Here is a 26,562-nt window from a genome sequence, read left to right on the forward strand (position 1 = left end):
ATCGAATAGGGTCGAACCATCCAGGCTGGCCTCCCGCACCAGCCTCCATGTTGAATCACGATCCGCTCAAACCCGGAATCCCCGATTCAATCAAATCCAAGCGCGCTCTAGCAACAATTCGGAATTTGTGTCGAGCCAATCTTCTATGACGCGGTTCTGGCGAGCAGATTGTCATGCGCCTGCACGCCAAGCATCGGTTCGCGCTGGAATACTGATCCGCCAACCGGCCACCTGGCGGAGACCTTCATGGGGGGGGCGGCCTCCCAAAGGGCGGGCTCGGCACCTTGCGGACAGCGTTCCCGACCCTTCATTCGGCGGTTTCGGCCGCCATCGCCTGTCGCAAGCCGAGGGGGCCTATTTCGCCAACCGCGCCTTCACCTCGGCGATCAGCGCATCCAGCGTCTCGACCTGCCTGACCCCGTACTTCTGCGCAGTGATGTCGACATTGCCCTTGCGCCAGAAGCCCTCGGGGCACAGCACCACCAGCTTCCCCGTGCGGGCGTGCAGGCCCATCTCCAGCAGGCTGATCGGCGCCTGCGAGCCAGGCGTCAGGTAGAGGACGATGACGTCGGCGCTTTCCAGGGCCGCCAGTTCCCATTCGACCTGGCGGCGGAACTCCGGCTCGTCGGCGACCGGCTTCCAGGCCGGGTTCCAGTCGGGGCGGCGCGGATTGAGGATCACCACGTCCTGGTCGGCCAGGGCGGCGATCATCTGGCTCTGCCAGTCGACGGCCTTGCCCATGTCGATGCTGCCGCCCAGGAACACGCGCGGCCTGTCATGCGCGGCAGGCAGGGCCTGCGGCGAGGTCACCACGGTGGGGGCGGCCAGGGCGGCGGTCGTCATGGCGAGACTCAGGGCGGCGGTGAGAACGGCGGCGCGGATCATTGCGCGGTTCTACGCCGGACGCACGCGGGCGGCCACGAAACTCGACGGAACGATGATTTCGGGAGGGAGTAGTGGCGGTGAGAGAGGGATTCGAACCCTCGATAGAGTTTCCCCTATACACGCGTTCCAGGCGTGCGCCTTCAACCACTCGGCCACCTCACCAGCGCACTCGGGTCGGGGGCGGTTGAGACCCCCGGCGCGGGAAGGGGCGCAATATACTCAGGCAGCGACTCGTAGCAAGCGCCGTTACGGGGTGAAACTGGCGCTGCGACGACTTATATCGACGACCGAAGAACTCCCGCCTCCGAAAGGCCCCGCCATGCTGTTCAAGAAAAGCCTCGAGATGCCGACCGTCGACACCGCCCTGCCTGGGCGCGAGGCGGCGATTCCGACCGCGCAGACCCACTTCGTCAACGGCGCTCAGCTGAAGGGGCCCTATGCGGACGGCCTGGAGACGGCCGTGTTCGCCATGGGCTGCTTCTGGGGCGTCGAGCGCGTGTTCTGGAAGGTTCCGGGCGTGCTGGTGACCGCCGCCGGCTACGCCGCGGGCATTACCCCCAACCCGACCTATGAAGAGGTCTGCTCGGGCCGCACCGGCCACACCGAGGTGGTGCTGGTGGTGTTCGACCCCAAGGTCGTCACCTATGAGGCGCTGCTGAAGGTGTTCTGGGAGAACCACGACCCGACCCAGGGCATGCGCCAGGGCAATGACATCGGCACCCAGTATCGCTCGGGCATCTATGCGACCAGCGACGCCCAGGCCGCCGCGGCCGTGGCCAGCAAGGAAGCCTACCAGGTCGCGCTGTCGGCCCAGGGCCTGGGCGAGATCACCACCGAGATCGCCGCGGCTGGACCGTTCTACTTCGCCGAGGACTATCACCAGCAGTACCTGGCCAAGAACCCGGGCGGCTATTGCGGCATCGGCGGCACCGGCGTGACCTGCCCGATCGGCGTGGGCGTCGAGGCCTGATGACGCCCAAGGCCTTTCACGAGGCGGCCATGGCGCTGCCGGCGGCGACCATGACCGTCCAGTGGGGCGATGACCAGGTCTACAAGGTCGGCGGCAAGATGTTCGCCGTCATCGGGACCGGCGTCACCCATGGCGGCGGCGCCTCGTTCAAGGTCTCCGACGTCGCCTACGAGGTGCTGATCGAGACCGGCCGGGCCATAGCCGCGCCTTATCTGGCCCGGGCCAAGTGGGTGAAGATCGCGGACCTGGCCTCGTTCGACGACGCCGAGGTGGCCGACTGGCTGAAGACCGCCCACGCCCTGGTCTCGGCCAAGCTGACGAAGAAGGCTCGGGCTGAGTTGCGGCTTTAAGAGAACCTCCCCTTGTGGGGGAGGCGGCCGAAGGCCGGTTGGGGGGACGTTTTCAGCTTCCTCAGAGTGGCGGGCTTCGCAGCCACGCCCCCCACCGATCGCTTCGCGATCCCCTCCCCCACAGGGGGAGGTTCCTCTCCTTAAATCCGGTCCTCCGGCGGATCGCCCGCCAGGCCGCGCATGTGCGGACCGTGCACCACCGGCTGGCGTTCGAGGATCTGGCGCACCCTGCGGACCGCCACTGAGGCGCGGCTGCGGCGCTGGCGCCAGACCAGCAGGACCAGAGCGCCGATGCTGGCGGCCAGGAAGGCGTAGGGACCCAGCAGCCAGGCGGCCGCCGCCAGGGCGAAGTAGTAGCCGCGAACCCCGGCGTTGAAAGCCGACAGGGCCGGGTTGAGGATGCCGCCGGCGGCCTCGGCGTATTCGGCCAGCACCGAAGGCGGGGCCCACATCGGCGTCGCGCCGATGGCGGCCAGGCAGTAGTTCATCTGGCGCAGCGCCCAGATGAAGTCGAGCAGGCCCCGGGCCAGCGTCAGCAGGACGAGGCCCAGCTTGATCTGGAACATCACCGGCGTGGTCTCGGCCAGCACCTTCAGGCCCTCGACGCTTTTCAGCGCCGCGTCGCCGCCGAACAGCACGCCGGCTGCGGCGGCGATCAGGATCAGGTTCGACGAGGCGAAGAAGCTGGCCGAATTGATGGCGTGGCCCAGGAGCTGGCCGTCCAGCAGGGCGACCTCGCGCACCGCCATCTCGGTCATCCACCGGCGGCGGATCACCGTCATGTCGGTGTTGATCAGGTTCTTGCCCTGGCCCAGGCGCCGCAGCAGCGGCTCGTAGAACAGCCAGGCGAAGACGAAGAGGCCAAGGGCCAGGATGTCGAGAATCGGCATGGGCTACGCTGCGAAGGAACGGGAGTCGACGACAGGGGATATCGGGCGGGGCGCGCGGGTCAATCCTCGGCGATCAGGCTGTGTCGGGCGGTGTCACGCAACAGGACCGCGACGACCAGCCCCACGGTCATGACCGCGGCGACATAGAGGTAGAAGCCGCTCTCGATCCCGCCGTGCTTGAAGGCCAGGCCGACCATCTCGGCGGTGCCGCCGAACAGCACGTTGGCGACCGCGTAGGGCAGGGCCACGCCCAGCGCCCGCACATGGGCGGGAAAGAGCTCGGCCTTCACCACGGCGCTGATCGAGGTGTAGCCCGACTGGAAGGTCATGCCGACGATGATGAGGGCCAGGGCGACGCCGATGGAGTCGGTGGCGGCGATTCCGCTCATGATCGGCCAGATGGTCAGCGCGCCGCCGGCATAGGCGGCGATCAGCAGCGGCTTGCGGCCCACCTTGTCCGACAGCCAGCCGGCGAGCGGCTGCATCAGCATGAAGACGATCATGCTGATGGCGCTGATCTCGGAAGCGGCGGCCTTGTCGAACCCGGCGGTGTTGACCAGGAACTTCTGCATGTAGGTGGTGTAGACGTAGAAGGTCAGCGAGCCGCCAGCCGTCAGGCCCATGATCATCAGCGTCTCGCGCGGATGTCTGCGAAGCAGCGGCGCGATCAGGGTTGCGAAGAAGGCGACCAGAAAGGCGCCGGCCAGCACCTGCGGGGCAAGGCCCGGCCGGGCCAGCGCCCAGCCGCCGGCCGCCAGGGTCAGCACGAAGAACAGGCTGGCGAGGTTGCGCTGGCCCGAGCCGATGCCCTCGGCCAGCTTGTCGGCGGCCTTGAACGAGGCGCTTTCATCGAGACCCCGGCGGATCCAGAACACCACCACGGCCAGCAGGGCGCCGATGACGAACGGAATGCGCCAGCCCCAGGCGGCCAGGTCGTCCTTGTGCAGCAGGCGCTGCAGGATGATCAGCACGGCGAGCGCGATCAGCTGGCCGGCGATCAGGGTCACGTAGTGGAAGCTGGACCAGAAACCGCGCCGGCTTCTGCCGGCCATTTCGCTCATATAGGTGGCGCTGGCGCCGTACTCGCCGCCTACCGACAGGCCTTGCAGCACGCGGGCGAGCAGCAGCACGGCCGGGGCGAACAGGCCGATGGTCTTGTAGTCGGGGGTGATGGCGATGATCAGGGCCCCGGCGCACATCAGCGACACCGAGACCGATAGCGCCGCGCGGCGTCCGGCCCGGTCGGCGTAGTGGCCCATCAGCCAGGCCCCCACGGGGCGGGCCACGAATCCCAGGAAGAACACCGCCGCCGCCTGCAGCAACTGCACGGTCTGGTCGCCCTTGGGGAAGAAGTGCGGGGCGAAATAGAGGGTGAAGGCGGCGTAGGCGAACCAGTCGTACCACTCGACGAGGTTGCCGGCCGAACCGCCGAGGATCGCCCGGGCGCGCTGCGCCGGGGTCAGGGTCACGGCGGCGGGCGGCGGCGCAGCGGCGTCGGTCATGCGGGCTCCCCTCGTCGGCCCGAGGCCGTTGAGGGGAGCTTAGGCGAGTTTAGCGCCGCCGACCAAGCGTCGGCGTCAGATCCTGCCGATCAGCACCAGGATGATGATGATCACCAGGACGAGGCCCAGGCCGCCGCTGGGGAAGTAGCCCCACGAACGGCTGTGGCCCCAGGTGGGCAGGGCGCCGATCAGCGCCAGGATCAGGATGATGATGAGGATGGTGCCGAGCATTCGGATCTCCTGTCTGACCGGCGAACCGCGTTCGGCGCGCCTGGACTTCGGGGAGGGAATGCAAGCTGTGCGGCGAGGGTTCCGCCGCCGCTTTTTCGGTCAGCCGCCGGGGGCGTCCTCGGCCTTGCGCAGGCCGTTGGCCCACAGGGCTCCGATCACCGCGCCCTTGACCCGGGGCAGCAGCATCAGGGTCAGGGCCGCCAGCGGCAGGATGGTCAGAGGCGCGACCAGCCAGGGCGAGGCCTGCCAGATGAACGGGAACAGCAGCAGCGGCGCCACGAACAGGTGGCCGACGATCAGGATCGTGAAGTAGGCGGGACCGTCGTCGGCCGGGTAGGCGGCCAGGTGGTGGCCGCAGGCCTCGCAGTCGAACTCGACCTTCAGGTAGCGTGAATACAGCTTGCCCTCGCCGCAGTTGGGGCAGCGATGGCGGACGCCTCTTTTCATGCCGGTCAGAACGCTGGGTACAGGGCGGTCGGTCATGGCGTCCATATGGCTCCGGCGACGCTTGGTGCAAATAGCACTTTCGGTCGCATGTGCGCTTTGGAAGCAGATATTCAGCCCTGAACTGGGCGATTGCCGAAAGACTTCATCCTCTGCGCGTGTCGCGCGCGAATGAATCTGCCAGCAGGGTTAATGGTGGGCGGCTTCCGGTTAAGCTTTGGATGTCGAACGATGTCACGGGGGTTACTTGGCTCGACGGCGGCGAACCTGGCGCGCCATTGCGGCCGGTATTGGGCGAGGCGGCGCGCCTGCCATGCGACAAAACGCGCGCCGAAGACCCAAGGACCCTATTTGGCGTCGCGAGCGGTGTCGGCGACCGCACGGCCGGCGGCCGAGACGTCGCGGCCCACGCCTTCGATGGTGTTGCAGGCCGAGACCAGCAGGGCGGCCGCGGCGGCGGCGAGGACGATGATCTTGCGCATGGGCGCTCCCCAGATGAAAAGGCGCGCGGAGCTTAGCCGCCCCGCGCGCCGCTTCAAGGTCGAGTTCTCGACCAAATTAGGGCGGGCGAATTCGGTCCGTATCAGCGGATCCGGCGGATCGAGCTGATACGGTCGTTCATGTCGCGCGGGAAGACGCCCATGTCGGCCGACACGCGCCAGCAGCGGCCGCGGTAGTAGGCGTCGTCGCACAGTTCCCATTCGCCGCGACGGATCTGGATCGACGAGGCCCTGTCGTTGAAGCCGATCTGCACGAAATCGGGCATGTCGCCGCGAACCTCGTAGGCGCGGCCGCCGTAGCCGGCATGCTCGAACAGCACCGCGTCGGCGCCGCGACCGCCGCCCCAGCCCGGACCGCCCGAGCCGCCAGGACCGCCCGGACGACCGCCGCCCCGGGTGCAGACCAGGCGGCCGTCCTGGTTCTCCATCTCGCGGCAGTCGGCGCTGGCGGTCGACCACTGCCACCGGCCGCGACGGTCGCGGCATTCGGCGCTGACCTCGCCCCGGCGGACGGTGATGTTGCGGCAGCTCTGCTCGTAGGAGCCGCGCGGGCGCTCCTCATAGCGGTCGCCGCGGCCGGGGCCTTGGGCGAGAGCAGGGGCGGCCGTGGCGGCGAGGGCGCTCGTCGCGACAATCAGGGCGAGGGCGGTGCGCATGGCGTGGTCTCCCGAAAGGCCGGCGTCGAGGCCGGTTGATGCGGCCAAGCTAGTATCGCGGCGCGTGAACGTCACCTGAATGAAAACCTTGTAATCAAAGGCGGTCGGGCTTCGGCGAACGGCGCCTTGAGAAGGCCGCGCTTGATCGCCATTGTCAGCTCATGCGCACCGCCGTTCTCGCCCTTCCCGTCCTGGCCGTCCTCACCGTTGCGGGCGGCGCGTTCGCGCAAAGCAATCCGCCCCAGGCGTCGCGACCCGAGCCGACCCCGGTCTCGCCCGTGACGGTGATGCCGCCGACCCTGCCGCCCAAGGTGACGACCACCTGGCCGGCGGCTGGCGAGACGGTCGCGCCGGGCATCCTGGTGCTGAAGGTCAGCTTCGACCAGAAGATGTCGCCCGGGGCCTGGAACTACGCGGCCGCCGCTGGCGGCGAGAAGCCCGAATGCGTGCGCGCCCCGCGCCTGCTGAACGATGGACGCACCTTCGTCCTGCTCTGCAGCACCAAGCCGGGCAAGAGCTATGCGGTGGCCTTCAACGGCGTGCGCGAGGGCGGCTTCGCCAACGAGGCCGAGAACCCGGCCCTGACCGCCGAGCTGGCCTTCTCCACCAGCAAGGATCCCTCAATCTACACGCTGAAGGGGGCGATGAAGGCGGCCAGCCTGAAGGATGACGAAGGCCCCGTGCAGGAAGCGCCCAAGCTTGTCGCCACGACCCCGTGAGGTCGCGATCACGCGTTGTTTCGGAACCGTTACAAACCGGGCTGCGTTGGTTGATCGGGCAGGGGCCCTCCGACGGAGCGCATTATGAAGACCAAGTTTGCTTATCTCGCCGCCGCCGCGACCCTTTCGATGGCTGGCGCCGCTTACGCTCAAGACGCTGCTCAGCCGCCGGCCGATCCGGCTGCCGCGCAGCCGCCGGCCGCCAGCACCCCGGCGCCGGGATCGGCCACCAGCAGCACCACGACGACGACCACCACGGCTCCTGCTGACAGCAGCGCCGCGGCCGCCGCTCAGGCCGGCACGCCGTCATCTGCCAACGTCGCGGCCGACGTTGCGGTCGGCGCCGAGATCAAGGACCCGGCCGGCGCCGTGGTCGGTACGGTCAGCGGCACCTCCACGGGTGCTGACGGTTCGGCCAACGTCGTGGTCAGCAGCGGCGACAAGAAGTTCGCCCTGCCGAAGGCCAGCCTGAGCGCCGGCGCCGACGGCAGCATCAGCACCACGGCCACCAAGGCCCAGATCGACGCGGCCCTGGCCGGCGCGGCCGCTCCCAAGTAACATCGTCCCTTCATCCGAACACGCACGAGGCCCGCCCGGCATTGCCGAGCGGGCCTCACGCTGCTAGCGATGCAGCGTAAACTTCGGCGGTCTCCGCCAGTCCGCTGACATGAGGTGTGTCGGATGGCTCCGGCCAGGAAATCCAAGGCGCGTAGTTCTGGCGCGCTGTTCTGGGATCTGTTGACCTTCGACCGTCTGGTGACCGGGCCGGTCATCCATCTGATCTACTGGGCCGGCCTGGGCGTCGTGGCCCTGTTCGCGTTCTCCGTGGTCGGCGCGGCCGTGGGCCTGGCGCTGAAGGAACAGGGCGTCGCCTCGCTGCTGCTGGCCTTCCCGGTGCTGATCGCCGGCCTGCTGGTCGCCGCCGGCATGGTGCTTCTGTGGCGCGCCTTCTGCGAGTTCTACGTCGCCGTCTTCCGCATCAGCGAAGACCTGCGCGCCCTGCGCCAGGCCAATGACGCCGACCACGCCGTGGCCTCCAGCGTTCGCGGTCCGGGCGCTTAACCCCGCCTGAAGGCCTCGACCAGCGCCGCCGCGCTCGCTTTCGCGCGGCCGACGTCGTCGAACGGCGCGGAGGCGTCGCTGGCGTTCTCGCCTCGCAGCCACGAATCCTTGTCGCGCAGCCCCCACAGGGTGAAGGCGAAGCGCTGGCGTTCGGGCAAGGCCATGAACGCCTCGGCCGCCTCGCCATAGGTGCGGGCCTGGCGGCGCTCCAGTTCGGCGCGGCCCAGGAGCTTGTTGTCCGATCGCACCAGAGAGACGTCGAGCTCGGAGACGTGGATCGGCAGGCCAAGGCTCGCCAGGTCCTTCATCATGGTGGTGATTTCGCCGGGCCGGATGTCGGCGGCGACGTGCATCTGGGTCCCGATCCCGGTCAGCGGCGCGCCCGACGCCAGCAGGCGCTCGGCCAGCTTCATGAAGGTGGCCCGCTTGCGGGGCATGTATTCGAGATTGTAGTCGTTGAGCAGCAGGGTCGCGCCGGGATCGGCCTGCCGCGCCGTGCGGAACGCCAGGGCGATGTGCTCGAAGTCGCCCAGGCGCTTGGACCAGAGGCTGGTGCGCCAGCCATCGCCGTCTTCGGCGACCGCCTCGTTGACGACGTCCCAGCCGACCACCTTGCCACGATAGCGCCCGGCCACGGCCAGGATGTAGTTGCGATAGGCCTGCTCGAAGCTGACGCGGTTCTCGTCCAGCCGCTCGAAGGCCTCCGGCGCCTGGGCGTACCAGACCAGCACGTGGCCGAGCAGCGCCATGCCGTTGGCCTGGGCGAAGGCGGCGATCCTGTCGGGGGCGTCGAAGCGGAAAGAGCCGTCCGGCTGGACGATGTATTCCATCTTCATCTGCCACTCGGGCGTCAGCTGGTTGACCTGGCGGCGCAGCAGTGCGGCGAGCGCCGGGTCGTCCAGGTGCAGGGCCTGGACCGAGGATCCGATCCGGAAGGGCGCGACCGCTTTCAGCGGCGGCAGGTTCTCGGGAACCGGCTGGCCCTGCGCCTTCTGGCCGCAGGCGGCGAGCGCCAGGCTGGAGCCGAGCACGGCGCGGCGTGAGACGTCGGACATGGCGGCGGGCTCCCTGGCGATCGGCGCGAGGAAAGCACGGGGAGGTTGGGGAAGGGTGAAGGGAACCTCCCCTACAGGGGGAGGTTCATGGCTAACGACCGCCCATCGCTGCGCGGCGCAGGCCCAGCTCGTCGAGGGCGGCCATTTCCAGCTTGCCGACCTTCTTCATCATCGCGACCTTGGCGGTCTCGGCGACGTGCTCGTATTTCTTGAGGTTTTCGAAGGCCATCGACAGGGCGTCGCGGGCGCCGGTCTCCTCGATGGCGATCTGGTCGATCTCGAGCAAGGTTTCGGCGCGACGCACCTCCAGGCCCTTGCGATAGCCGATCATGTACCAGCCGGCCGAGGCGTCGCCCTCGGCGTTGCGCATTTCGATCTCGGCTTCGGCTTCCATCGTGGCCAGCTTCACCTGTGCGGCTTCGCGGCGGTCGACCACCTCGGCCAGGCGCTTCTGCAGCGTCTCGACCTCGTGGTTCGAGATGCGGATCAGGGAGGCGGCCCACTTGGTCATGCTGGCTTACTCGGTACGGAAAGCGCGCTTCAGGCGGCGCTTTGGAGAATCTGGCCGAGGAAGTTGAACGAATCGTCAAGACTCGTGGCTTCGTCGGGGTTCTGGCTGAGGAAGGCCTCGACCGCCGGATTGAGCTGGATGGCCCGGTCGACGGTGGGATCGGCGCCGGCACGGTAGGCGCCGATGCGGATCAGTTCTTCCATGTTGGAATAGGCCGACAGCACCTGGCGGGCAGATTTGACGATGTCGCGCTCGTGCGGCAGCTGGCAGCCCGGCATGGTCCGGCTGATGGATTTCAGCACGTTGATGGCCGGGAAGCGGCCACGTTCGGCGATCGAGCGCTCCATGACGATGTGGCCGTCGAGAATGCCGCGCGCGGCGTCGGCGATCGGCTCGTTGTGGTCATCGCCGTCGACGAGCACCGTGAAGAGGGCGGTGATCGGGGCGGCCGTGGTGCCGTCGGCGCGGATCGGCCCAGGCCCCGCACGCTCGAGCAGCTTGGGCAGCTCGGTGAAGACGGTGGGGGTATAGCCCTTGGTCGTCGGCGGCTCGCCGGCGGCCAGGCCGATCTCGCGCTGGGCCATGGCGAAGCGGGTCACCGAGTCCATCAGGCAGAGCACTTCCTGGTCCTGGTCGCGCAGGAACTCGGCGATGGCCAGGGTCATGTAGGCGGCCTGGCGACGGGTCAGGGCCGGCTCGTCCGAGGTGGCGACCACGACGATGGCGCGGCGCAGGCCTTCCTCGCCCAGGGTCTCCTCGATGAACTCGCGCACCTCGCGGCCGCGTTCGCCGATCAGGCCGACGACGACGGCGTCGCAGGTGGCCTCTTTCGCCAGCATCGACAGCAGCACCGACTTGCCGACGCCCGAGCCGGCGAAGATGCCCAGGCGCTGGCCGCGGCAGGTGGTGGTGAAGACGTTCATCGAGCGCACGCCAAGGTCCAGGCGCTCGCCCACCCGGCCGCGGGCGTGAGCCGGCGGCGGCGGGGTCTTCAGGGGATAGGGAACCTCGCCCTGGGGCAGCGGGCCGAGACCGTCGATGGGCTCGCCGAAGGCGTTGATGATGCGGCCCAGCCAAGCCTTGGTCGGGCGCACCGTGGCGCCTTCGGGCATGATGCGGATCTCGGCGCCGGGGGCCACGCCCTCGACCGGGCCGAAGGGCATGAGCAGGGCGCGGGTCTCACGGAAGCCGACCACTTCGGCCGGCAGGACCGGGGCGCCGATGCGCTCGATCTCGACCCGGGCGCCGACCGCCAGGCGCGTCAGGCCGCCGCGAGCCTCGATCAGGAGGCCGTTGACGGCCGCCACGCGTCCAAAGACGGTCAGCGGGTCTAGACGTTCGACGGCGGCGATGAGACTGCGCAAGACGGCTCCTGGAAGCGACCCGCGCAGACTCGGCCATCATGGTTAATCGGGCATGAAATTCAGCGTTCGCCGACGCCCAGGCGGGTGGTGAAGAATGTCGCAACCTGGTCGTTGAAATCGGCGTGGAAAGCGACCCGATCAAAGCCCGGAGCGCTTGCGCACAAAGGGGGCGGCAGCTGCTTGGCCGCCTGCGGACCGCAGGGGACCAGGAAGTCGAAATGTCGCGCCCCCGGCACGATGCGGTAGTCGTGGGCGCCCGGCAGGGCGCGATGCACGGCCTCGGCGTAGTCGTCGCCCGGCAGGATCTCGTCATCGGCCGCCTTCCAAAGCTGCAGCGGCTGGGTGACGCCCTTCAGGCCTTCGCGGCCGAACGAGAAGCCCAGGGCGGGGGCGGCCGAGACCACGGCCTTGATCCGCGCGTCGTGGGTCCAGGTCGGCGCCTGTACGCTCGCCGGCAGCGGCTTTCCGGCGCTGAGGCGACAGTCGTAGTTGGTCGGGTGCTTGCGGCAGTGAGCGGGAAAGGTCGCCGCCAGGTTCGGCTCGCCGCCGGCCGCGGCCAGCACCGTGAACCCGCCCGACGAGAAGCCGAAGGCGCCGACCTTGGCGGCGTCGATCCGCGCGCGCATCGGCGAGGCGTCCAGCATGTAGTCGATCAGTACGGAAAGCTGACGGGGCCGCTCGGTCATCTCCAGAGCGCGGCTCTGGTCACGATAGTTGTCGCCGGTGTGGGTCAGGGCGGCGACGACGAAGCCCTTCTTCACCAGGGCGGCGGCGGTGTCGTAGTGGCCGCCGAACCAGCCGCCGTTGCCGTGAGACATGACCACTAGGGGCAAGCGATCGCCCGCGACCGGCGCGCCGGTCGCGACGGGCAGGCCCTCCATGCCGCCGGCGGGGCCGGTCTCCGCCGCATCGGTGGGATACCAGACTCCGACCTCGATCGGCGGGCCCTTCGGATCGGGCGTGGTCAGGCGCATGAAGCCGACATGCGGCTCAGCAGCGTGGGCTGCGCCGGCGAAGGCGAGGGCGGCGAGCAGGGAAAGAAGGCGAGGGCGGCGCATGAAGGGCTCCGGTTGGCGATGGCCTCTCGATGCGGCCCGAACCCTTGCGCCGCCACGCCTCATGCGTGAACGGGCGAATGGGTTCGCCAAGCGGCGAACGGCGCTATAGATCGGTCATGACCGCAAAGCCGCCCATCCTGGGGACCGCCCGCGAATGGGCGATCGACCTTTCCATCGCCACGGCGCTGGGGGTGTTCCTGGGCGTGGTCGGTCCTTTCGGCAGCTACTTCAACGGTCCTGTCCTCGTGCGCGCGTTCTACTGGACGGGCTGCTTCTGGGCGGGCGCGGTGATTTTCGGCCTTTCTATCCGCCTGGCCGTGGCGGGGGCCGCGCGGCTCAGGGTTCCCGCCTGGGTGACGGTCGGGGCTGCGATCCTGGCCGCCTGCGCCCTGCAGACGGCGGTTGTGGCGCCGCTGGCCTCGACCCTTTGGCCGTTTCTCAAGCGCCTGTCGCCGCTGGATTGGTACGGCCAGTGCCTGGCCATCTCTGGTCCTATCGCCGTCGGCTTCACGCTGTTGCGCGCGCGGCTGCAGGCGGCGCGCGCGGTTCCGGCGATCCCAGGTCACCAGGCCGAACCGTCGTTGGTCGCCTCGAGCGTGCTCTATCTGAAGATGGAGGACCACTATGTACGGGTCCGCACCGAGACCGGATCGCGGCTGGAAGCGGGGCCCCTGGCGCGGGTGCTGGCGGGGCTGTCAGGCCTGGACGGCCTGCAGGTGCACCGTTCGTGGTGGGTGGCGCGGCGGGCGGTGGTCGGGGTCGAGCGCGACGGCCGGAACCTGCGGCTGCGACTCGTTGACGGCGAGGCCGCGCCCATCGCCCGGGCCTCGGTCGCCCGCCTGCGGGCGGCCGGCTGGCTGACGGAAATGGAATCGACCGCGACCGGGTGACGCGGACTCGCTCCAGCCAAGCTTTCTCCACGCGCGGAAGGCGAAAAAACTCCCAGGAAATTCTCGCGACAGAACGCCGCAATCTCGCCCTAAAGACGAACGTCGCCTTGAGGCTTCTTAACGCGGTAACCGCGCTCGATCCCCTGTTAACCCTTGGGTTTGCTGACTTTTCACCACGCCAAGGCCACGCTCGAAACCTGCCTGCGGCCAATGTGCGCAACGGATTTCTGGGCGCTTGCACCCGATTCGCAAATCGTATTAACCATTTCGCCAGACGACGCGTTCACCATTAACCAGTCTTAAATTAACTGTCCGCCAGACTGGTGGACGGGTTTCACCGGCGGTTGTCCGCCTAGCTGTCGAATAAGCGCCGCCTCAGGGCGGGGAGGGTTTCATGCGGGTACTGTTGATCGAGGATGACAGCGCCACCGCGCAGACGATCGAGCTGATGCTGAAGTCGGAAGGCTTCAACGTCTACACGACCGACCTGGGCGAAGAAGGCGTCGACCTGGGCAAGATCTATGACTACGACCTGATCCTGCTCGACCTGAACCTTCCCGACATGAGCGGCATCGACGTGCTGCGCACCCTGCGCGTGGCCAAGGTCAACACGCCGATCATGATCCTGTCGGGCACGGCCGAAATCGACACGAAGGTTAAGACCTTCGCCGGCGGCGCCGACGACTACATGACCAAGCCCTTCCACAAGGACGAGATGATCGCCCGCATCCACGCGGTGGTCCGTCGTTCGAAGGGTCACGCCCAGTCGGTCATCAAGACCGGCGACATCATCGTCAACCTGGACGCCAAGACGGTGGAAGTGAACGGCAACCGCGTTCACCTGACCGGCAAGGAATACCAGATGCTGGAGCTGCTCTCCCTGCGCAAGGGCACGACCCTGACCAAGGAGATGTTCCTCAACCACCTGTACGGCGGCATGGACGAGCCGGAACTGAAGATCATCGACGTCTTCATCTGCAAGCTGCGCAAGAAGCTGGCGGCCTCGGCCCAGGGCAAGCACCACATCGAAACCGTCTGGGGCCGCGGCTACGTGCTGCGCGACCCGAACGAGCAGGTCAACGCCGCCTGATTTTTCGCTCGCGCGAAACCCGAAATTCGACAGAAGACGCCCGCTGCTCGCAGCGGGCGTTTTTCTTTGGGCGCTCGCGTTTTCCGAGCCAGGACAACGGGTTAACCATATCCGTGACAAAACGTCCAAAGCACCGGATAGTCCTTGATCGGCGGCCTCCGCGCCGTCATGTTCCGGCCCGACGATTGCTGGGGGGCTTCCCGGCCGTGCCGTTTCTGTACGAAAACGGCATCGCTACCGAACGGGGGACCGATGCAGGAATTTGATCCGCGACGCCCGACGTTGCGTCTCGCGCCGCGGCTGTTCACCGCCGTCGCCGGCCTGGCCGCCCTGGCCCTGGGCTGGAAGCTGACGGCGGGCGACGCCCCGCAGGCCGTCGTGGCCGCCCATGCGCCGCTGGACGCGGCCGCCATGGTGGCCCTGCAGCATGTTGCATTTGCTCAAGCCGAGGCCCAGCCCGGCTTCGACCGTCCCGAAACCATTTCCGTCAAGGTCCGTCCCGGCGAAACCCTGCAGGGCGCCGTGCAGCGCTCGGGCGTCGGCGCCGACGAGGCCAACCAGGTGGTCAGCACGCTGCAGAGCGCCATGGACACGGTCAACATCAAGGCCGGCATGGCCTTCGAGGCCGCCATCGCCCGCCGCCGCGACAACGACCGCGGCCCGGCCCGCCTGGTCGGCCTGTCGATGCGCACCAGCCCGTCCTCGACCGTGACCGTGTCGCGCACCTTCGACGGCGCGCTGAAGCTGCGCGAGATCGAGGAAGAGGTCCGCGACGAGACCAAGGTTTCGTGCGGGGCCATGAACGGCTCGTTCTACGAGAGCGTGGCGGCCGTCGGCGGCAGCCCGGCCGTGATCAGCCAGGCCGCCAAGCTGTTCTCGCACAAGATTGATTTCTCGCGCGACATCAAGGACGGAGACCAGTTCTGCCTGGTGTTCGACCGCAAGGTCACCGAGAGCGGCCGCACCATCGAGGCCGGCGACCTGGAGTACGCCGAGGTCAAGGGCCAGCGGTTCTACGCCTTCGAGCGTGACGGCAAGACCCAGTTCTTCGACGAGAGCGGCAAGAACATCAAAGGCTTCCTGCTGCGCACCCCGGTCGACGGGGCCCGCATCACCTCGACCTTCGGCATGCGCCGCCACCCGATCCTGGGCTATGCGCGCGGCCACAAGGGCGTCGACTTCGGCGCCGGCACGGGCACCCCGATTCTCGCCGCCGGCGACGGGGTAGTGCTGGAGGCCAAGCGCTGGGCCGGCTACGGCAACTGGCTGCGCATCCGCCACGCCGGCAACTGGGACACCGGCTACGCCCACATCTCGCGCTACGCCAAGGGCATCCGCCCGGGCATGCGCGTCTCGCAGGGCCAGGTCGTCGCCTATGTCGGCTCGACCGGCATGTCGACCGGCCCGCACCTGCACTACGAAGTCTGGCTGAACGGCCAGCGCGTCAATCCGATCGGCGCCAAGGTGCCGCAGGGCACGGTGCTGTCGGGCGGCGAACTGGCGGCCTTCAAGGCCAAGAAGGCCCGCGTCGACACCCTGCTGGCCCAGGCCGGCCGCGAGGACAGCAACTACGCCCAGGCCGCCGACACGGGCGCCTCCAGCAAGGATACTCCTCGCCTGGCCCTGGCCGAGCTGAAGTCGCCGCAGTCGGGCAAGCTGCGCTGACGAGCGCGGTTGAAGGCGCGGTCGCGAAAGCCTAGACCACGCCTCTTCGCAAGTTTCGAAGCCGCTCCGCCGCCCGGCGGGGCGGCTTCGTCGTTCAGGCAGCTCCATGGCGTCCAAGACCGACCTCTACAGCAACCGCCGCTTCGTTATCGGCATGGCGGTGCTGTGCTGCCTGCTGTGGGGCAGCGCCTTTCCGGCGGTCAAGGCCGGCTATGCGATGCTGCACGTGGGCAAGGCCGACACGGCCGCGCAGATGCTGTTCGCAGGCTGGCGGTTCCTGGCGGCCGGGGCGATCGTGCTGGTGCTGGCGAGCCTGACCGGCAAGGCGCTGGTCCCGCCGCGCGACCAGGCGCCCAAGGTCGTGGCGCTGGGGATCGTCCAGACCACGGTGCAGTACGTGTTCTTCTATATCGGCCTGGCCCACGCCACCGGCGTGAAGTCGTCGATCATGAATTCCACCGGGGCCTTCTTCGGCGTGATCCTGGCCCACTTCCTCTACGCCAACGACCGCCTGACCCCGCGCAAGGCGCTGGGCTGCCTGCTCGGCTTCCTCGGCGTGCTGGCGGTCAACCTGGGCGGAAAGGGCCTGGACTTCGAGTTCAGCCTGCTGGGCGAAGGCTTCGTGGTCATCGCCGCCTTCGTGCTGGCCGCCGCCGGCATCTGGGGCAAGACCATCTCGCAGAAGATGGACGCCATGGTCATGACCGGCTGGCAGCTGGCCATCGGCGGCGCGGCCCTGCTGGGGATCGGCTTCGCCTTCGGCGGCCGGCTGGAGGGCTTCGACATCCGCTCGCTGGCCCTGCTGGCCTACATGGCCGGCCTGTCGGCGGCCGCCTTCGCCCTCTGGAGCCTGCTCCTGAAGCACAATCCGGTGGGCATGCTGGCGGTGTTCAACTTCCTGATCCCGGTGTTCGGGGTGCTGCTGTCGGCGCTGTTCCTTCACGAGCCGGTGCTGGCCTGGAAGAACGCCGCCGCCCTGGCGCTGGTGTGCGGCGGGATCTTCCTGGTGACGCGGGCGGGGCGGAAGAGGGCCTGAAACCCCCTCTCAGAAAGAGGGCGCCTTAGTCGAACACGATCACCGAGCGCGCCAGCTCGCCGCGTTTCAGTTCCTCGAAGGCGTCGTTGACGTCTTCCAGCCTGATGCGGCGGGCGATCAGTTCGTCGAGTTTGAGTTTGCCGTTCATGTAGAAGTCGACGAAGCGCGGCATGTCGACCGGGAAGCGGTTGGAGCCCATGTAGCTGCCCTGGATTTTCTTCTCGCCGAGGAAGTCGGGGCCGTGCAGTTCGATCATCGTGCCGACGGGGATCATGCCGATGATGTTGGCCGTGCCGCCCCGGCGCAGCATCTTGAACGACTGCTCGGCGGTGGCCTTCAGTCCGATGGCCTCGAAGCTGTGGTGCACCCCGCCGCTCGTCAGCTCCTGCACCTGCTTGACCACGTCGCCGTCATTGGCGTCGATCACGTCGGTCGCGCCGAAGGTGCGGGCAAGGGCCAGCTTGGAAGGCTGGCGGTCGATGGCGATGATGCGGCCCGCGCCGGCGATGGCCGCGCCGTTGATGGTGGCCAGGCCCACGCCGCCGCAGCCGATGACGGCGACGGTCTCGCCCGGCTGGACTTTCGATGTATGGATCACCGCCCCGATGCCGGTGGTCACCGAGCAGCCGATCAGGGCGGCGCGGTCGAAGGGCATGTCCTTGCGGATGGCCACGCACGCGTGCTCGTGCACCAGCATCAGCTCGGCGAAGGACGACAGGTTGAGGAACTGGGCCATAGGGCCGCGACCGTTCAGATCCTCCTTGAAAAGGCGGGGTTCCGAACCCTTCGGACGCTTGGTCTCCGAGCTCGTGCACAGGCTCATGTGGCCCGTGAGGCAGACCTCGCAGTGGCCGCAATAGACCGAGAGGCAGGTGATGACGTGGTCGCCGACCTTGACCGTGCGCACCTCGTCGCCGACCGCCTCGACGATGCCGGCGCTTTCGTGGCCCAGTACGGCGGGCAGGGGATGGGGGTAGGAGCCCTCGACGAAGTGCAGGTCGGAGTGGCAGACGCCCGCGGCCTTCGTGCGGATCAGAACCTCGCGCGGGCCGGGCTTGCCGATGGCCACGTCTTCGATCGAGAGAGGCTTGCCCACCTCGCGCAGCACCGCCGCCTTCATCCGCTCGTCTCCCGCTTTATGGTTGTGCGGCAGACCCTAGCCCCGGCGGAGGGGCGAGCGGAAGAGGCTATCGAAACATTTGTTTGAGGAGTGTTCTCGACCGGCCTCGCTCAGACCTTTCAGAACGGTCGAGGTTTGAGCGGTCGCCGACACGGACCCTCGCCACAGGGGCGAGGGAGGCGGAACTGGCTGGGAGAAAGGGGAGTGTGAACCCTACGCCGCCAGGTCGATCGGGCGCTCTGGCAGGATGGCGTCGACGGTCAGAAGCACGACCATCGTCGTCTCGGTGGTGATCACGGCCGAGACCAGGGCCGAGGCCTCGTCGCCGACCGATGGCGGCGGGCTGATCTGGCTGGCTTCGACAATGAAGCTGTCGCACACCGCGTCGACCAGCAGGCCGGCGACGTCGCGGCCGTTCTCGACGACGATGATCACCTGACGCGGACCGTCTTGGGCCAGGCCCTTGCCCAGCCGGGCCGACAGGTCGATGACCGGCATCACCTGGCCGCGCAGGTTGATGACGCCGCGCACGTGCGGCGGGGCGTCGGGCAGCGGGGTGGGGGGCGTGACGCCGCGGATCTCGCGCACCGTGCCGACCGGCACGCAGTAGGTCTGGGCGCCCACCTCGAACGACAGAACCTGAAGGGCTTCGCCGGGGGTGTAGGCCGTGTTGTTGCTCGACATCGCTTTCGTCCGCCTTCGTCGCGTCGATGGCCTTCTGGCCACGTTCGAGGAAAAGCATCGCCGAGAAAGGTGAACAAAAAAGGCGCCTTGGCGAGACTTTTCACCTGACAGGGCCGTTCACCCAGGGTTCAGGCGCGGAGGCGCAGGCTTGGGACAAGCTTTTCGAAGGAGGCCGACATGGCTTTCAAACCGCTCAAGACCCTCGGGGGCGTCGCCGCCGGCCTCGCCGCCCTGACCATGATCGCCGCCAGCACCCAGGCCTCGGCCGACGACTGGCGCCGCGGACGCTATCACCACCGTGACCGCGGCAACGACGCCGCGGCCGCCGCCATCGTCGGCGGCATCGTGGGCCTGGCCATCGGCTCGTCGCTGAACAACGACCACCGCAACGATCGCTATTACGGCCGTCCGGCCTATGGCTACGACTACGGCTATCGCGCCCCGCCGCCGCGCTACTACGGCTACGACTACGGTCCGCGCCGTCATCACCGCAGCGATTGCTGGACCACGCGCGACTACGACCGCTACAGCGGCTCGGTCTACGAACGCACCGTCTGCCGCTAAGACTTAAAAGCCCCAAGCTGGAGCCCCGGCGTCGAACCCTCGGCGTCGGGGCTTGTCATTGAGAACAAAAAATGAACATTGTGGCGCCTCCGGTTCTTGAAGAGGCCACCGCCATGTCCGCCGCCGCCTTTGTTCCCGACCGCCAGGAAGTAGCCATGGCCGCGCTGCTGGGCGCCTGGCGCACGCTGCGCGCCGCCGGCCTGGAGGAGGCCGAGGTCCAGGCCCTGTTCCACCAGATCGCCGACCGTCCCGAGGACGTCGCGCGCCGTCTACGCAAGATGGTCAACGGCCTGGGCTGATTTTCCGGCGGAGGCGCGCATCCGGCGTCCGGCGAGATCCGTAGCTGATGCATGGAGGCGGCGCCGCGCAGGCGCCGTCCCGCCGCGCGCCCGTCGACCCCCGTCCCCCACCTGGAGGCGGGCGAGCCGGGGTTCCTTCCGCCTCTCCCCCCCGTTGGAGGCGGAAGGGCCTTGGCTGCGGGGGAGCCTCCGGCCGGCTTGACCGTTTCATCGCGATGGACGGCGTCTCCCTGCAATATGTGCTGCCCGTGCTGGGAGCCCTGGCGGCCGGGGCGGTGGTCGGGTTCGAGCGCGAATACCGATCGCGGCCCGCCGGCCTTCGCACCCACATGCTGGTGTCGCTGGCCTCGGCCCTGCTGATGCTGGCGGCCGTGCATCAGCTGAAATGGATGGGCGACACGCCGCTGGAGACGGTGCGCATCGACCCCGTCCGCATGGCGCACGGCGTGCTGACCGGCGTCGGCTTTCTGTGCGGCGGCGTGATCTTCCAGCAGGGGGTGTCGGTTCACGGCCTGACCACGGCCGCCTCGCTGTGGATCACCTCGGCGCTCGGCATGCTGTTCGGCATGGGCTTGTACGATCTGGCGATCGCCGGGACGGTGCTCAGCGTGGTGGTGCTCAGCGCCGCCCGCTGGCTGGACCGCCACATGCCGCAGAAGAACTACGCCGAGATCGCCGTGCGCTTTCGCCGCGAGGCCCTGGTCGACGAGGCGCAGCTGCGCGGCCTGCTGGCGACCTTCGAGCTGGAGGGCGGCCGCATCAACCAGCGCCTGATCGGCGGCGGGACCCTGTTCGAGCTGGCCGGCTCGTTCTCGGGCAAGGGCGCGCTGCGATTGGGCGAACTGGCCCGGCGCCTCGAGGAAGACGAGCGGGTGGTCGAGTTCGACATCCTGCCCAGAAAGGACTGAACGCCGCTCTCCGACGGCTTCCGGGGCGGCGGGAGGCTGGGCTATGATCGCCGTCATGGCGCTTCGTCTGCATATCGACACCGACTGCGGCGTGGACGACGCCCTGGCCCTGGCGCTGCTGGCGCGGGCGCGCGACAGCGTCGAGGTCGGCACCGTCTCGGCCGTGTTCGGCAACACCTATGTCGACCAGGCCGCCGCCAACGCCCGGGGCGTGCTGCGTCTCGCCGGCTGCGCGGCCGAGGTCTATATCGGCGCCGGCGCGGGCCTGGCCCGCCGGCGGGTCGAGCGTATGCGGCCCGCCCACGGTCCCGATGGCCTCAACGGCGCGGGTTTCTCGCAACGCTGGAAACTGCCCGAGTTGGACCGCGGTCACGGGGTCAGCCTGCTGGCCTTCCTGGCGCGGCGGCGGGTGAAGGGCCTGTTCCTGGGTCCGTTGACCAATCTGGCGCTGGGCCTGCTCGACGATCCGGCCGCCTTTCGCGGATGGTCGCCGACCATCATGGCCGGGGCCTTCGCCGTGCAGGGCAAGGCCGCCGGCGGCGCCGACTTCAACAGCTGGAGCGATCCCGAGGCCCTGGCCCGGATCCTGGAGGCCGGCGTCAAGCCGCGCCTCGTGCCGCTGGACGTCACCAGCCTGGTCACCATCACCGCCGCCGACCTCGACAGCGGCGCGCGCTGCTGCGGCAGTCCCTTGTCCGCGCGCCTGAGCCGCGCGGCCGGTCCCTATATCGCCTTCCATCAGAAAGCCTGGCAGGCCGACGGCTGCCACCCGCACGACGCGGTCGCCGCCGCCAGCCTGGTGGTCCCCGAGGCGTTCACCTTCGAGCCGGCGCGCCTGCGCGTGGTGCTGGACGGCGAGCGCCAGGGCCGCATCGATCGCGTCGAGGGCGAGCCCAACGCCGAGGTCTGCGTGTCTGTGGATGCGCCGGCGGTGCGGGCGCTGATCCTCAAGGCGCTGTTCGGCTGGGTGGAGATGGCGGGAGCCTGAGCTTTCCCACTCCCGTAAAATCCCCGCGAAAGCGGGGACCCAGGCTTTTTCTGAAACGCGGGGCGCTCGACGATAAAACACCTGGGCCCCCGCTTTCGCGGGGGTTTTAAGGATTGGGGAGCGAGCGTTACTTCCCGCCCGCGTAGTCCTTCACCAGGCCGTAGAGGAAATCGCGCCCGTCATAGAGCGACTTCACGCGCATACGCTCGTTCAGGCCGTGCACGCCGTCGCCGTCAGCGTTGCCGAACAGGCCGCTGACGCCATAGGTCGGGATGCCCGCGGCGTTGGTATGCACGCCGTCGGTGGCGCCGGTCAGCAGGATCGGCACGATCGGCACGCCGGGCCACTGCTTGGCGGCGTTCTTCTGGATCGGGCCCATGATCGCGGGCGTCAGGGCCGGCGGCGGCGAGACCGGCTTGGCCTCGTGGGCCAAGGCGACGGTCACGGCCGGGTCGGCGACCAGTTCGGTCAGCTTGGCCTTCACCTCGTCGACCGGCGTGCCCGGCAGGATGCGGCAGTTGATGTTGGCGGTGGCGCGCTGGGGCAGGGCGTTGGGCGCGTGGCCGGCATCGACCATGGTGGCCACGCAGGTGGTGCGCAGGATCGAGTTCCAGCCGGCGTCCCTGGTCAGCACCTTCAGCGCTTCGGGGTCCTCGACATTGGCGACCAGGGCCTTCATGGCGGCGGCCTGGTCGGCGGGGACGCGGGCCTGCATCTGGGTGAAGTAGCCGCGCGTGGCGTCGATGAAGCGGGTCGGGAACTGGTAGGCGCCGATGCGGCCGACGGCGGCCGTCAGGTGGTAGATGGCGTTGTCGGCCACGGGGCGGCTGGAGTGGCCGCCAGCGTTCGTCGCCGTCAGGGTGAAGTCCTGGTAGACCTTCTCGCCGGCCTGCACCTCGAGCACGATCTCCTTGCCGGTCTCGTCCAGCAGGCCGTCGGCGCCTTCATTGAGGGCGAATTCGGCGTCGACCAGCGGACGGTGGTTCTTCACCAGGTCTTCGATGCCGTTATAGCCCTCGCTCTCCTCGCCGCAGGTCAGCGCCATCTTGATGTCGCGCTTGGGCTTGAAGCCGCTCTGCTTGAGGCGGACCAGGGTGTCGGCCCAGATGGCGGCCTGGGCCTTGTCGTCCGACGTGCCGCGTCCGTAGAAGTAGCCGTTCTCCTCGACCAGCTTGAACGGGTCGCGCGTCCAGTCCTCGCGCTTGGCCTCGACCACGTCGATGTGGGCCAGGAGCAGCATGGGCCTGGACTTGGCGTCGGCCCCGCGCAGCACGGCCACCAGGCTGCCCTCGCGCGGATACTTTGGATCGACCACGACCTTGACGTCGCCTTCCGGATAGCCGGCCGCCTTCAGGCGCGCGCCCATGGCCTGCGCGGCGGCGGTGCAGCTGCCCTTCGACAGGGTGGTGTCGATCTCGACCAGCTCCTTGTAGAGCGCGCGGAAGGCCGTCTGGTCGGCGCGGGGCGTGACCTGGGGGCCGGGCGTCGGCTGGGCGTGGGCCATGACGGGCAGGGCGGCGAGGGCCGCGGTGGTGGCGAAAAGAGCCTTCAGGCGCATGGTCCGACCTTCAAGTGTCGCAAAACGTGGCCGGAACAGGAGCGGGCTTCGCCTCGCTGCGCAAGCCACATGCTCGAAAACCAGGGCTGCGTGTTAACCCATGCTTAAGCATGACGCGGCTTTTCCTGGCGACAGGAAAGGGCGAGACTGCGAGAACACATGATGAACGCGAATCGCCCCCTGCGCATCCTCGGCCTCGATCCGGGCCTCCGCCGCACCGGCTGGGGCGTGATCGGCGTGGCCGGCTCGCGCATCACCCACATCGCGCACGGCGTCATCGCGCCCGACGAGAAGGCCGCCTTCTCCGACCGCCTGCTCACGCTGTTCGAGGGCGTTTGCGCGGTGATCGAGCAGCACGCGCCGGACGAGGCCGCGGTCGAAGAGACCTTCGTCAACACCAACGCCCAGTCGACGCTGAAGCTGGGTCACGCTCGGGCCGCCTCAATGATCGCCCCGGCTCGCGCGGGCCTGATCGTCGCCGAATACTCGGCCCCCGTGGTCAAGAAGGCGGTGGTGGGCACCGGCGCGGCCGACAAGGCCCAGGTCGCCTTCATGATCGCCCGCCTGCTGCCGACCGCCGGCTCGCCTACGGCCGACGCCGCCGACGCGCTTGCGGTGGCGATCGCCCACGCTCACGCCCGCACCGCGAGGAGAGTCGCATGATCGGACGCCTGCGCGGGGCCGTCGCCGAGGTCGGCGAGGAAGAGGCCCTGATCGACGTCATGGGCGTCGGCTACATCGTTCGCTGCGGCCAGCGCACGCTCCAGCGCCTGCCGGCCCTGGGCGAGGAGACCCTGGTCCATGTCGAGAGCCAGTGGAGCGAGAACCAGGGTCTGCGCCTCTACGGCTTCCTCACCCGCGACGATCGCCGCGCCTTCGTGCTGCTGCAGGCGATCCAGGGCGTCGGCCCCAAGGCCGCCATGGCCGTGCTCGACGTGCTGTCGCCGGCCGAACTGGCCAGCGCCGTGGCGCGCGAGGACAAGGCCGCCGTCGGCCGCGCCAATGGGGTGGGGCCGAAACTCGCCCTGCGCATCATCACCGAACTGAAGGGCAAGCCGATCACCGACGGTCCGGTGCTCATGGCCGCGCCCTCGACAAACGCAGCGCCGTCCGCCCCCGCCAAGCCCGCCGCCACCGGCGACGCCGTCGCCGCCCTGATGGGCCTGGGCGTGGCCGAGGTGAACGCCCGCCGCGTGGTCGAGGCGGCCGCGGCGAAGCTCGGAGACGAGGCCAGCGTGCAGGCCCTGATCAAGGCTGGCCTGCAGGAGCTGGGTCGATGACCCGCATCATCTCCGGCGAAGCCCAGCACGGCGAGCAGATCCCCGGCGCTGCCGACCGCGCCCTGCGGCCCCAGACCCTGGCCGAGTTCGTCGGCCAGGAGCAGGCCAAGGCCAACCTGCGGATCTTCATCGAGGCGGCCAAGGGGCGGGGCGAGTCGCTCGACCACGTGCTGCTGTTCGGCCCGCCGGGCCTGGGCAAGACCACCCTGGCCCAGATCGTCGCCCGCGAGCTGGGCGTGAACTTCCGCGCCACCTCCGGCCCGGTGCTGAACAAGCCCGGCGACCTGGCGGCGATCCTGACCAATCTCGAGCCCAACGACGTCCTGTTCATCGACGAGATTCACCGGCTGTCGTCGAACGTGGAGGAGATCCTCTATCCGGCGATGGAGGACCACGTGCTCGACCTGGTGATCGGGGAGGGGCCCTCGGCCCGCTCGATCCGCATCGACCTGGCGCCCTTCACGCTGGTGGCGGCGACGACGAGGGCGGGGATGCTCGCCACGCCCTTGCGCGACCGCTTCGGCATTCCGGTGCGGCTTGAGTTCTACACCCCGCGCGAGCTGCGCCATGTGCTGCTGCACGGCGCGCGCAAGATGGGCGCGCCGCTGTCGGAAGACGGCGCCGACGAGATCGCCAAGCGCGCCCGCGGCACGCCCCGCGTCGCCGGCCGCCTGCTGCGCCGGGTGCGTGACTTCGCCACCGCCGACGGCGCCGAGGTCATCGACCGCAAGGCCGCGGCCATGGCCCTGGCCCGCCTGGAGGTCGACGAAAGCGGCCTCGACAGCCTCGACCGCCGCTACCTGCGGGCCATGATCGAGCACTACGGCGGCGGGCCTGTGGGCGTGGAGACCATCGCCTACGCCATCGCCGAGGCTCGCGACGCGGTGGAGGACGTGATCGAGCCCTATCTGATGCAGCAGGGCTTCATCCAGCGCACGCCGCGCGGCCGCATGGCATGCGGCAAGGCCTATCTGCACCTGGGCCTGACCCTGCCGGCCGCGCCGCCCGCCGTGTCGCAGGGCGCGCAGGGCGGGCTGTTCGGGGACGAATAGGACGGGCATGGGGGGCTGGCTGCGCGGCAAGTCTTGGAGGTTCGACAGCCCCTTGGCGCCCGCCGAGGTGCAGGAGCGGCTCGCGGCGATCGTCGGGCCGCCCGGCGATCCGGAGAGCGAACAGCTGGTCGGCTGGGCCCGCGAAGGCGAGGCCAGCCTTGAGGAACGCCACCACAGGGGCGGGGGCACGGGGTTCCCGCTGCGCGTGGCTTGGCAGGGCGTCGAAGCCGGAAGCCAGGTGAGCTGCCGTTTCCTGCAAAACCACTTCTATCTGATCTTAGTGGGCGCCTGGGTCGCCGTCGCCCTGACGGGTTTCTTCAGGATGTCCGACATCATCCAGGCCTTTCTCGCGGGCGAGGCCAGCGTGCCGGGCATGCGCGCGCGCCACTCTCCCGGCTATCAACTGGTCGCCGGGACGATCTTCCTCACCTTTGCCTGCGCCGTGCCGTTCATCGTGCGATGGAGCATCGTCAGCGGCCGCCGCGACCTGGTGCGGCAGGTGAACGAAACGCTGGCGGGCGGTCCCGTGGAGGAGATCAGGGCCTAGTGGGCGGTGCTCCTGTGGCCCAGAAGGCCCGCCAGCGGCTGGCGGCCTCGTCGTCGATTTCGTCGAACAGGGACGGCTCGATTTCCATTCCACCGACCTGCCACTACAACGGCCCTGGCCCAACTGCGTCGGACCCGACTCCATGATCGAACCCACCGCCGGCGTCTTCGAAGGTCGCGAGCACCAGCTGCCCGTGCGCATCTACTACGAGGACACCGACTTTTCGGGGATCGTCTATCACGCCAACTACCTGCGCTACTTCGAGCGCGGGCGCAGCGACTTTTTCCGGATGATCGGGGTGTCGCACACCGAGCTGGCGGCGATCGACACGGCCTTCGCCATCACCCGCATGGAGATCGACTTCAAGCGCGCGGCGCGGGTCGACGACGCCCTGGTGGTGCATACGGTGTGGAACCGCATCAAGGGCGTGCGCCTGCTGGCCCGGCAGTGGATCACGCGCGGGCAGGAGTTGGTCTGCGCGGCCAATGTCGAGGCGGTGTGCATCAGCCTGGACGGCCGCCCGCGCAAGCCGTCGGCCGAGATGACCGCCAAGGTGACGCCCTGGCTGGCGCCTGAAGAGGGCTGATCGCCCGCCTTACAGTGAAAAATCGCCGGTCCGTGAAAAATGGGCCCGTTGCAACCAATGTCATAGTTTCAACATTGCGCCGCTTCATGCAGTAAGGC

The 26,562-nt window shown here is 68.7% G+C and carries 32 protein-coding genes and 1 tRNA gene; 18 read left to right on the top strand and 15 right to left on the bottom strand.

Going from position 1 to position 26,562, the window contains the following annotated elements; genetic code table 11:
• Positions 1-354: 354 nt before the first annotated feature.
• Together DDF67_RS10455 and DDF67_RS10460 are read right to left on the bottom strand one after the other, a co-directional pair.
• Positions 355-885, bottom strand: coding sequence for a nucleoside 2-deoxyribosyltransferase domain-containing protein (locus tag DDF67_RS10455; RefSeq protein ID WP_109100844.1), 531 nt, complete (start codon positions 883-885; stop codon positions 355-357).
• Between the two features lie 72 nt (positions 886-957).
• A tRNA-Ser gene (locus DDF67_RS10460) sits at positions 958-1,047 on the bottom strand.
• 157 nt (positions 1,048-1,204) lie between these two features.
• Between DDF67_RS10460 and msrA the strand changes: the two genes are divergently transcribed.
• Both msrA and DDF67_RS10470 read left to right on the top strand, forming a co-directional pair.
• The gene (gene msrA / locus DDF67_RS10465; protein ID WP_109100845.1) at positions 1,205-1,855 is read left to right on the top strand and encodes a peptide-methionine (S)-S-oxide reductase MsrA; all 651 of its coding nucleotides are present in this window, start codon (positions 1,205-1,207) and stop codon (positions 1,853-1,855) included.
• Entirely contained in the window at positions 1,855-2,205 is a 351-nt protein-coding gene (locus DDF67_RS10470) for an MmcQ/YjbR family DNA-binding protein (RefSeq protein WP_109100846.1), read from the top strand. Before msrA ends, DDF67_RS10470 begins: the two co-directional genes overlap by 1 nt.
• A gap of 140 nt (positions 2,206-2,345) precedes the next feature.
• On the opposite strand, the gene DDF67_RS10475 is transcribed toward DDF67_RS10470, so the two are convergent.
• From DDF67_RS10475 to DDF67_RS10500, 6 genes are all read right to left on the bottom strand, one after another.
• Entirely contained in the window at positions 2,346-3,095 is a 750-nt protein-coding gene (locus DDF67_RS10475; protein WP_109100847.1) for a DUF599 domain-containing protein, read from the bottom strand.
• A gap of 59 nt (positions 3,096-3,154) precedes the next feature.
• Positions 3,155-4,597, bottom strand: coding sequence for an MFS transporter (locus DDF67_RS10480; protein ID WP_109100848.1), 1,443 nt, complete (start codon positions 4,595-4,597; stop codon positions 3,155-3,157).
• Between the two features lie 75 nt (positions 4,598-4,672).
• Positions 4,673-4,828, bottom strand: coding sequence for a DUF3309 family protein (locus DDF67_RS10485; RefSeq protein ID WP_058347217.1), 156 nt, complete (start codon positions 4,826-4,828; stop codon positions 4,673-4,675).
• 99 nt (positions 4,829-4,927) lie between these two features.
• A complete protein-coding gene (locus tag DDF67_RS10490; RefSeq protein WP_109100849.1) occupies positions 4,928-5,320 on the bottom strand; it encodes a DUF983 domain-containing protein in 393 nt (130 codons plus the stop codon).
• A gap of 299 nt (positions 5,321-5,619) precedes the next feature.
• Positions 5,620-5,754 (bottom strand): entericidin A/B family lipoprotein, encoded by a 135-nt coding sequence (locus tag DDF67_RS10495; protein WP_101712307.1) that lies wholly within the window; start codon positions 5,752-5,754, stop codon positions 5,620-5,622.
• A 101-nt stretch (positions 5,755-5,855) separates the two neighbouring features.
• Positions 5,856-6,428 (bottom strand): beta/gamma crystallin-related protein, encoded by a 573-nt coding sequence (locus tag DDF67_RS10500; RefSeq protein ID WP_109100850.1) that lies wholly within the window; start codon positions 6,426-6,428, stop codon positions 5,856-5,858.
• A 161-nt stretch (positions 6,429-6,589) separates the two neighbouring features.
• Between DDF67_RS10500 and DDF67_RS10505 the strand changes: the two genes are divergently transcribed.
• The 3 genes from DDF67_RS10505 to DDF67_RS10515 all read left to right on the top strand — a co-directional run bounded on the left by DDF67_RS10505 (position 6,590) and on the right by DDF67_RS10515 (position 8,209).
• A complete protein-coding gene (locus DDF67_RS10505; protein WP_109100851.1) occupies positions 6,590-7,147 on the top strand; it encodes a hypothetical protein in 558 nt (185 codons plus the stop codon).
• Between the two features lie 84 nt (positions 7,148-7,231).
• Complete coding sequence (locus DDF67_RS10510; protein ID WP_109100852.1) at positions 7,232-7,705, top strand: hypothetical protein; 474 nt, start codon at positions 7,232-7,234, stop codon at positions 7,703-7,705.
• Positions 7,706-7,828: 123 nt separating this feature from the next.
• Positions 7,829-8,209, top strand: coding sequence for a DUF4282 domain-containing protein (locus DDF67_RS10515; protein ID WP_109100853.1), 381 nt, complete (start codon positions 7,829-7,831; stop codon positions 8,207-8,209).
• On the opposite strand, the gene DDF67_RS10520 is transcribed toward DDF67_RS10515, so the two are convergent.
• From DDF67_RS10520 to DDF67_RS10535, 4 genes are all read right to left on the bottom strand, one after another.
• The gene (locus tag DDF67_RS10520) at positions 8,206-9,264 is read right to left on the bottom strand and encodes an endo-1,4-beta-xylanase (protein ID WP_109100854.1); all 1,059 of its coding nucleotides are present in this window, start codon (positions 9,262-9,264) and stop codon (positions 8,206-8,208) included. The two genes, DDF67_RS10515 and DDF67_RS10520, sit on opposite strands and share 4 nt — an antisense overlap.
• Positions 9,265-9,355: 91 nt before the next feature.
• Positions 9,356-9,775: a flagellar export protein FliJ gene (locus tag DDF67_RS10525; RefSeq protein WP_109100855.1), complete on the bottom strand. Its 420-nt coding sequence runs from the start codon at positions 9,773-9,775 to the stop codon at positions 9,356-9,358.
• Positions 9,776-9,804: 29 nt separating this feature from the next.
• Positions 9,805-11,139 (bottom strand): flagellar protein export ATPase FliI, encoded by a 1,335-nt coding sequence (fliI, locus tag DDF67_RS10530; RefSeq protein WP_109100856.1) that lies wholly within the window; start codon positions 11,137-11,139, stop codon positions 9,805-9,807.
• Positions 11,140-11,198: 59 nt separating this feature from the next.
• The gene (locus DDF67_RS10535; RefSeq protein WP_109100857.1) at positions 11,199-12,197 is read right to left on the bottom strand and encodes an alpha/beta hydrolase family protein; all 999 of its coding nucleotides are present in this window, start codon (positions 12,195-12,197) and stop codon (positions 11,199-11,201) included.
• A 116-nt stretch (positions 12,198-12,313) separates the two neighbouring features.
• Here DDF67_RS10535 and DDF67_RS10540 point away from each other — a divergent pair, with 116 nt between their 5' ends.
• The 4 genes from DDF67_RS10540 (at position 12,314) to DDF67_RS10555 (ending at position 16,878) form a co-directional block, all read left to right on the top strand.
• Entirely contained in the window at positions 12,314-13,087 is a 774-nt protein-coding gene (locus DDF67_RS10540) for a LytTR family DNA-binding domain-containing protein (protein ID WP_109100858.1), read from the top strand.
• A gap of 394 nt (positions 13,088-13,481) precedes the next feature.
• Entirely contained in the window at positions 13,482-14,177 is a 696-nt protein-coding gene (ctrA, locus tag DDF67_RS10545) for a response regulator transcription factor CtrA (protein WP_109100859.1), read from the top strand.
• Positions 14,178-14,429: 252 nt separating this feature from the next.
• Positions 14,430-15,842 carry a M23 family metallopeptidase gene (locus tag DDF67_RS10550; RefSeq protein ID WP_109100860.1) on the top strand — a complete coding sequence of 471 codons (1,413 nt, stop codon included), beginning with the start codon at positions 14,430-14,432 and terminating at the stop codon, positions 15,840-15,842.
• Between the two features lie 106 nt (positions 15,843-15,948).
• Positions 15,949-16,878, top strand: coding sequence for a DMT family transporter (locus DDF67_RS10555; protein ID WP_109100861.1), 930 nt, complete (start codon positions 15,949-15,951; stop codon positions 16,876-16,878).
• A gap of 25 nt (positions 16,879-16,903) precedes the next feature.
• On the opposite strand, the gene DDF67_RS10560 is transcribed toward DDF67_RS10555, so the two are convergent.
• Both DDF67_RS10560 and DDF67_RS10565 read right to left on the bottom strand, forming a co-directional pair.
• The gene (locus DDF67_RS10560) at positions 16,904-17,998 is read right to left on the bottom strand and encodes a Zn-dependent alcohol dehydrogenase (RefSeq protein WP_109100862.1); all 1,095 of its coding nucleotides are present in this window, start codon (positions 17,996-17,998) and stop codon (positions 16,904-16,906) included.
• 213 nt (positions 17,999-18,211) lie between these two features.
• Positions 18,212-18,682 carry a chemotaxis protein CheW gene (locus DDF67_RS10565; protein WP_109100863.1) on the bottom strand — a complete coding sequence of 157 codons (471 nt, stop codon included), beginning with the start codon at positions 18,680-18,682 and terminating at the stop codon, positions 18,212-18,214.
• 177 nt (positions 18,683-18,859) lie between these two features.
• On the opposite strand from DDF67_RS10565, the gene DDF67_RS10570 reads away from it, so the two are divergent.
• From DDF67_RS10570 to DDF67_RS10585, 4 genes are all read left to right on the top strand, one after another.
• Positions 18,860-19,246 carry a hypothetical protein gene (locus tag DDF67_RS10570; protein ID WP_109100864.1) on the top strand — a complete coding sequence of 129 codons (387 nt, stop codon included), beginning with the start codon at positions 18,860-18,862 and terminating at the stop codon, positions 19,244-19,246.
• A 113-nt stretch (positions 19,247-19,359) separates the two neighbouring features.
• Positions 19,360-19,545 carry a hypothetical protein gene (locus tag DDF67_RS10575; RefSeq protein WP_146198010.1) on the top strand — a complete coding sequence of 62 codons (186 nt, stop codon included), beginning with the start codon at positions 19,360-19,362 and terminating at the stop codon, positions 19,543-19,545.
• Between the two features lie 215 nt (positions 19,546-19,760).
• A complete protein-coding gene (locus tag DDF67_RS10580) occupies positions 19,761-20,453 on the top strand; it encodes an MgtC/SapB family protein (RefSeq protein WP_109100866.1) in 693 nt (230 codons plus the stop codon).
• 43 nt (positions 20,454-20,496) lie between these two features.
• Positions 20,497-21,441 carry a nucleoside hydrolase gene (locus DDF67_RS10585; protein ID WP_233247612.1) on the top strand — a complete coding sequence of 315 codons (945 nt, stop codon included), beginning with the start codon at positions 20,497-20,499 and terminating at the stop codon, positions 21,439-21,441.
• A gap of 127 nt (positions 21,442-21,568) precedes the next feature.
• On the opposite strand, the gene DDF67_RS10590 is transcribed toward DDF67_RS10585, so the two are convergent.
• The gene (locus DDF67_RS10590) at positions 21,569-22,999 is read right to left on the bottom strand and encodes a M20/M25/M40 family metallo-hydrolase (protein WP_408608604.1); all 1,431 of its coding nucleotides are present in this window, start codon (positions 22,997-22,999) and stop codon (positions 21,569-21,571) included.
• Between the two features lie 147 nt (positions 23,000-23,146).
• Here DDF67_RS10590 and ruvC point away from each other — a divergent pair, with 147 nt between their 5' ends.
• From ruvC to DDF67_RS10615, 5 genes are all read left to right on the top strand, one after another.
• Positions 23,147-23,662, top strand: coding sequence for a crossover junction endodeoxyribonuclease RuvC (ruvC, locus tag DDF67_RS10595; protein WP_199229210.1), 516 nt, complete (start codon positions 23,147-23,149; stop codon positions 23,660-23,662).
• Positions 23,659-24,279: a Holliday junction branch migration protein RuvA gene (ruvA, locus tag DDF67_RS10600; protein WP_109100867.1), complete on the top strand. Its 621-nt coding sequence runs from the start codon at positions 23,659-23,661 to the stop codon at positions 24,277-24,279. The genes ruvC and ruvA overlap by 4 nt, the downstream gene beginning before the upstream one ends.
• Positions 24,276-25,331: a Holliday junction branch migration DNA helicase RuvB gene (gene ruvB / locus DDF67_RS10605; protein WP_109100868.1), complete on the top strand. Its 1,056-nt coding sequence runs from the start codon at positions 24,276-24,278 to the stop codon at positions 25,329-25,331. Before ruvA ends, ruvB begins: the two co-directional genes overlap by 4 nt.
• 52 nt (positions 25,332-25,383) lie before the next feature.
• A complete protein-coding gene (locus DDF67_RS10610) occupies positions 25,384-25,878 on the top strand; it encodes a hypothetical protein (protein ID WP_146198011.1) in 495 nt (164 codons plus the stop codon).
• A gap of 142 nt (positions 25,879-26,020) precedes the next feature.
• Positions 26,021-26,464, top strand: coding sequence for a YbgC/FadM family acyl-CoA thioesterase (locus DDF67_RS10615; RefSeq protein ID WP_109100870.1), 444 nt, complete (start codon positions 26,021-26,023; stop codon positions 26,462-26,464).
• Positions 26,465-26,562: the final 98 nt, after the last annotated feature.

It is taken from the genome of Caulobacter endophyticus, from assembly GCF_003116815.1.
In the GTDB taxonomy this organism is placed as follows: domain Bacteria; phylum Pseudomonadota; class Alphaproteobacteria; order Caulobacterales; family Caulobacteraceae; genus Caulobacter; species Caulobacter endophyticus.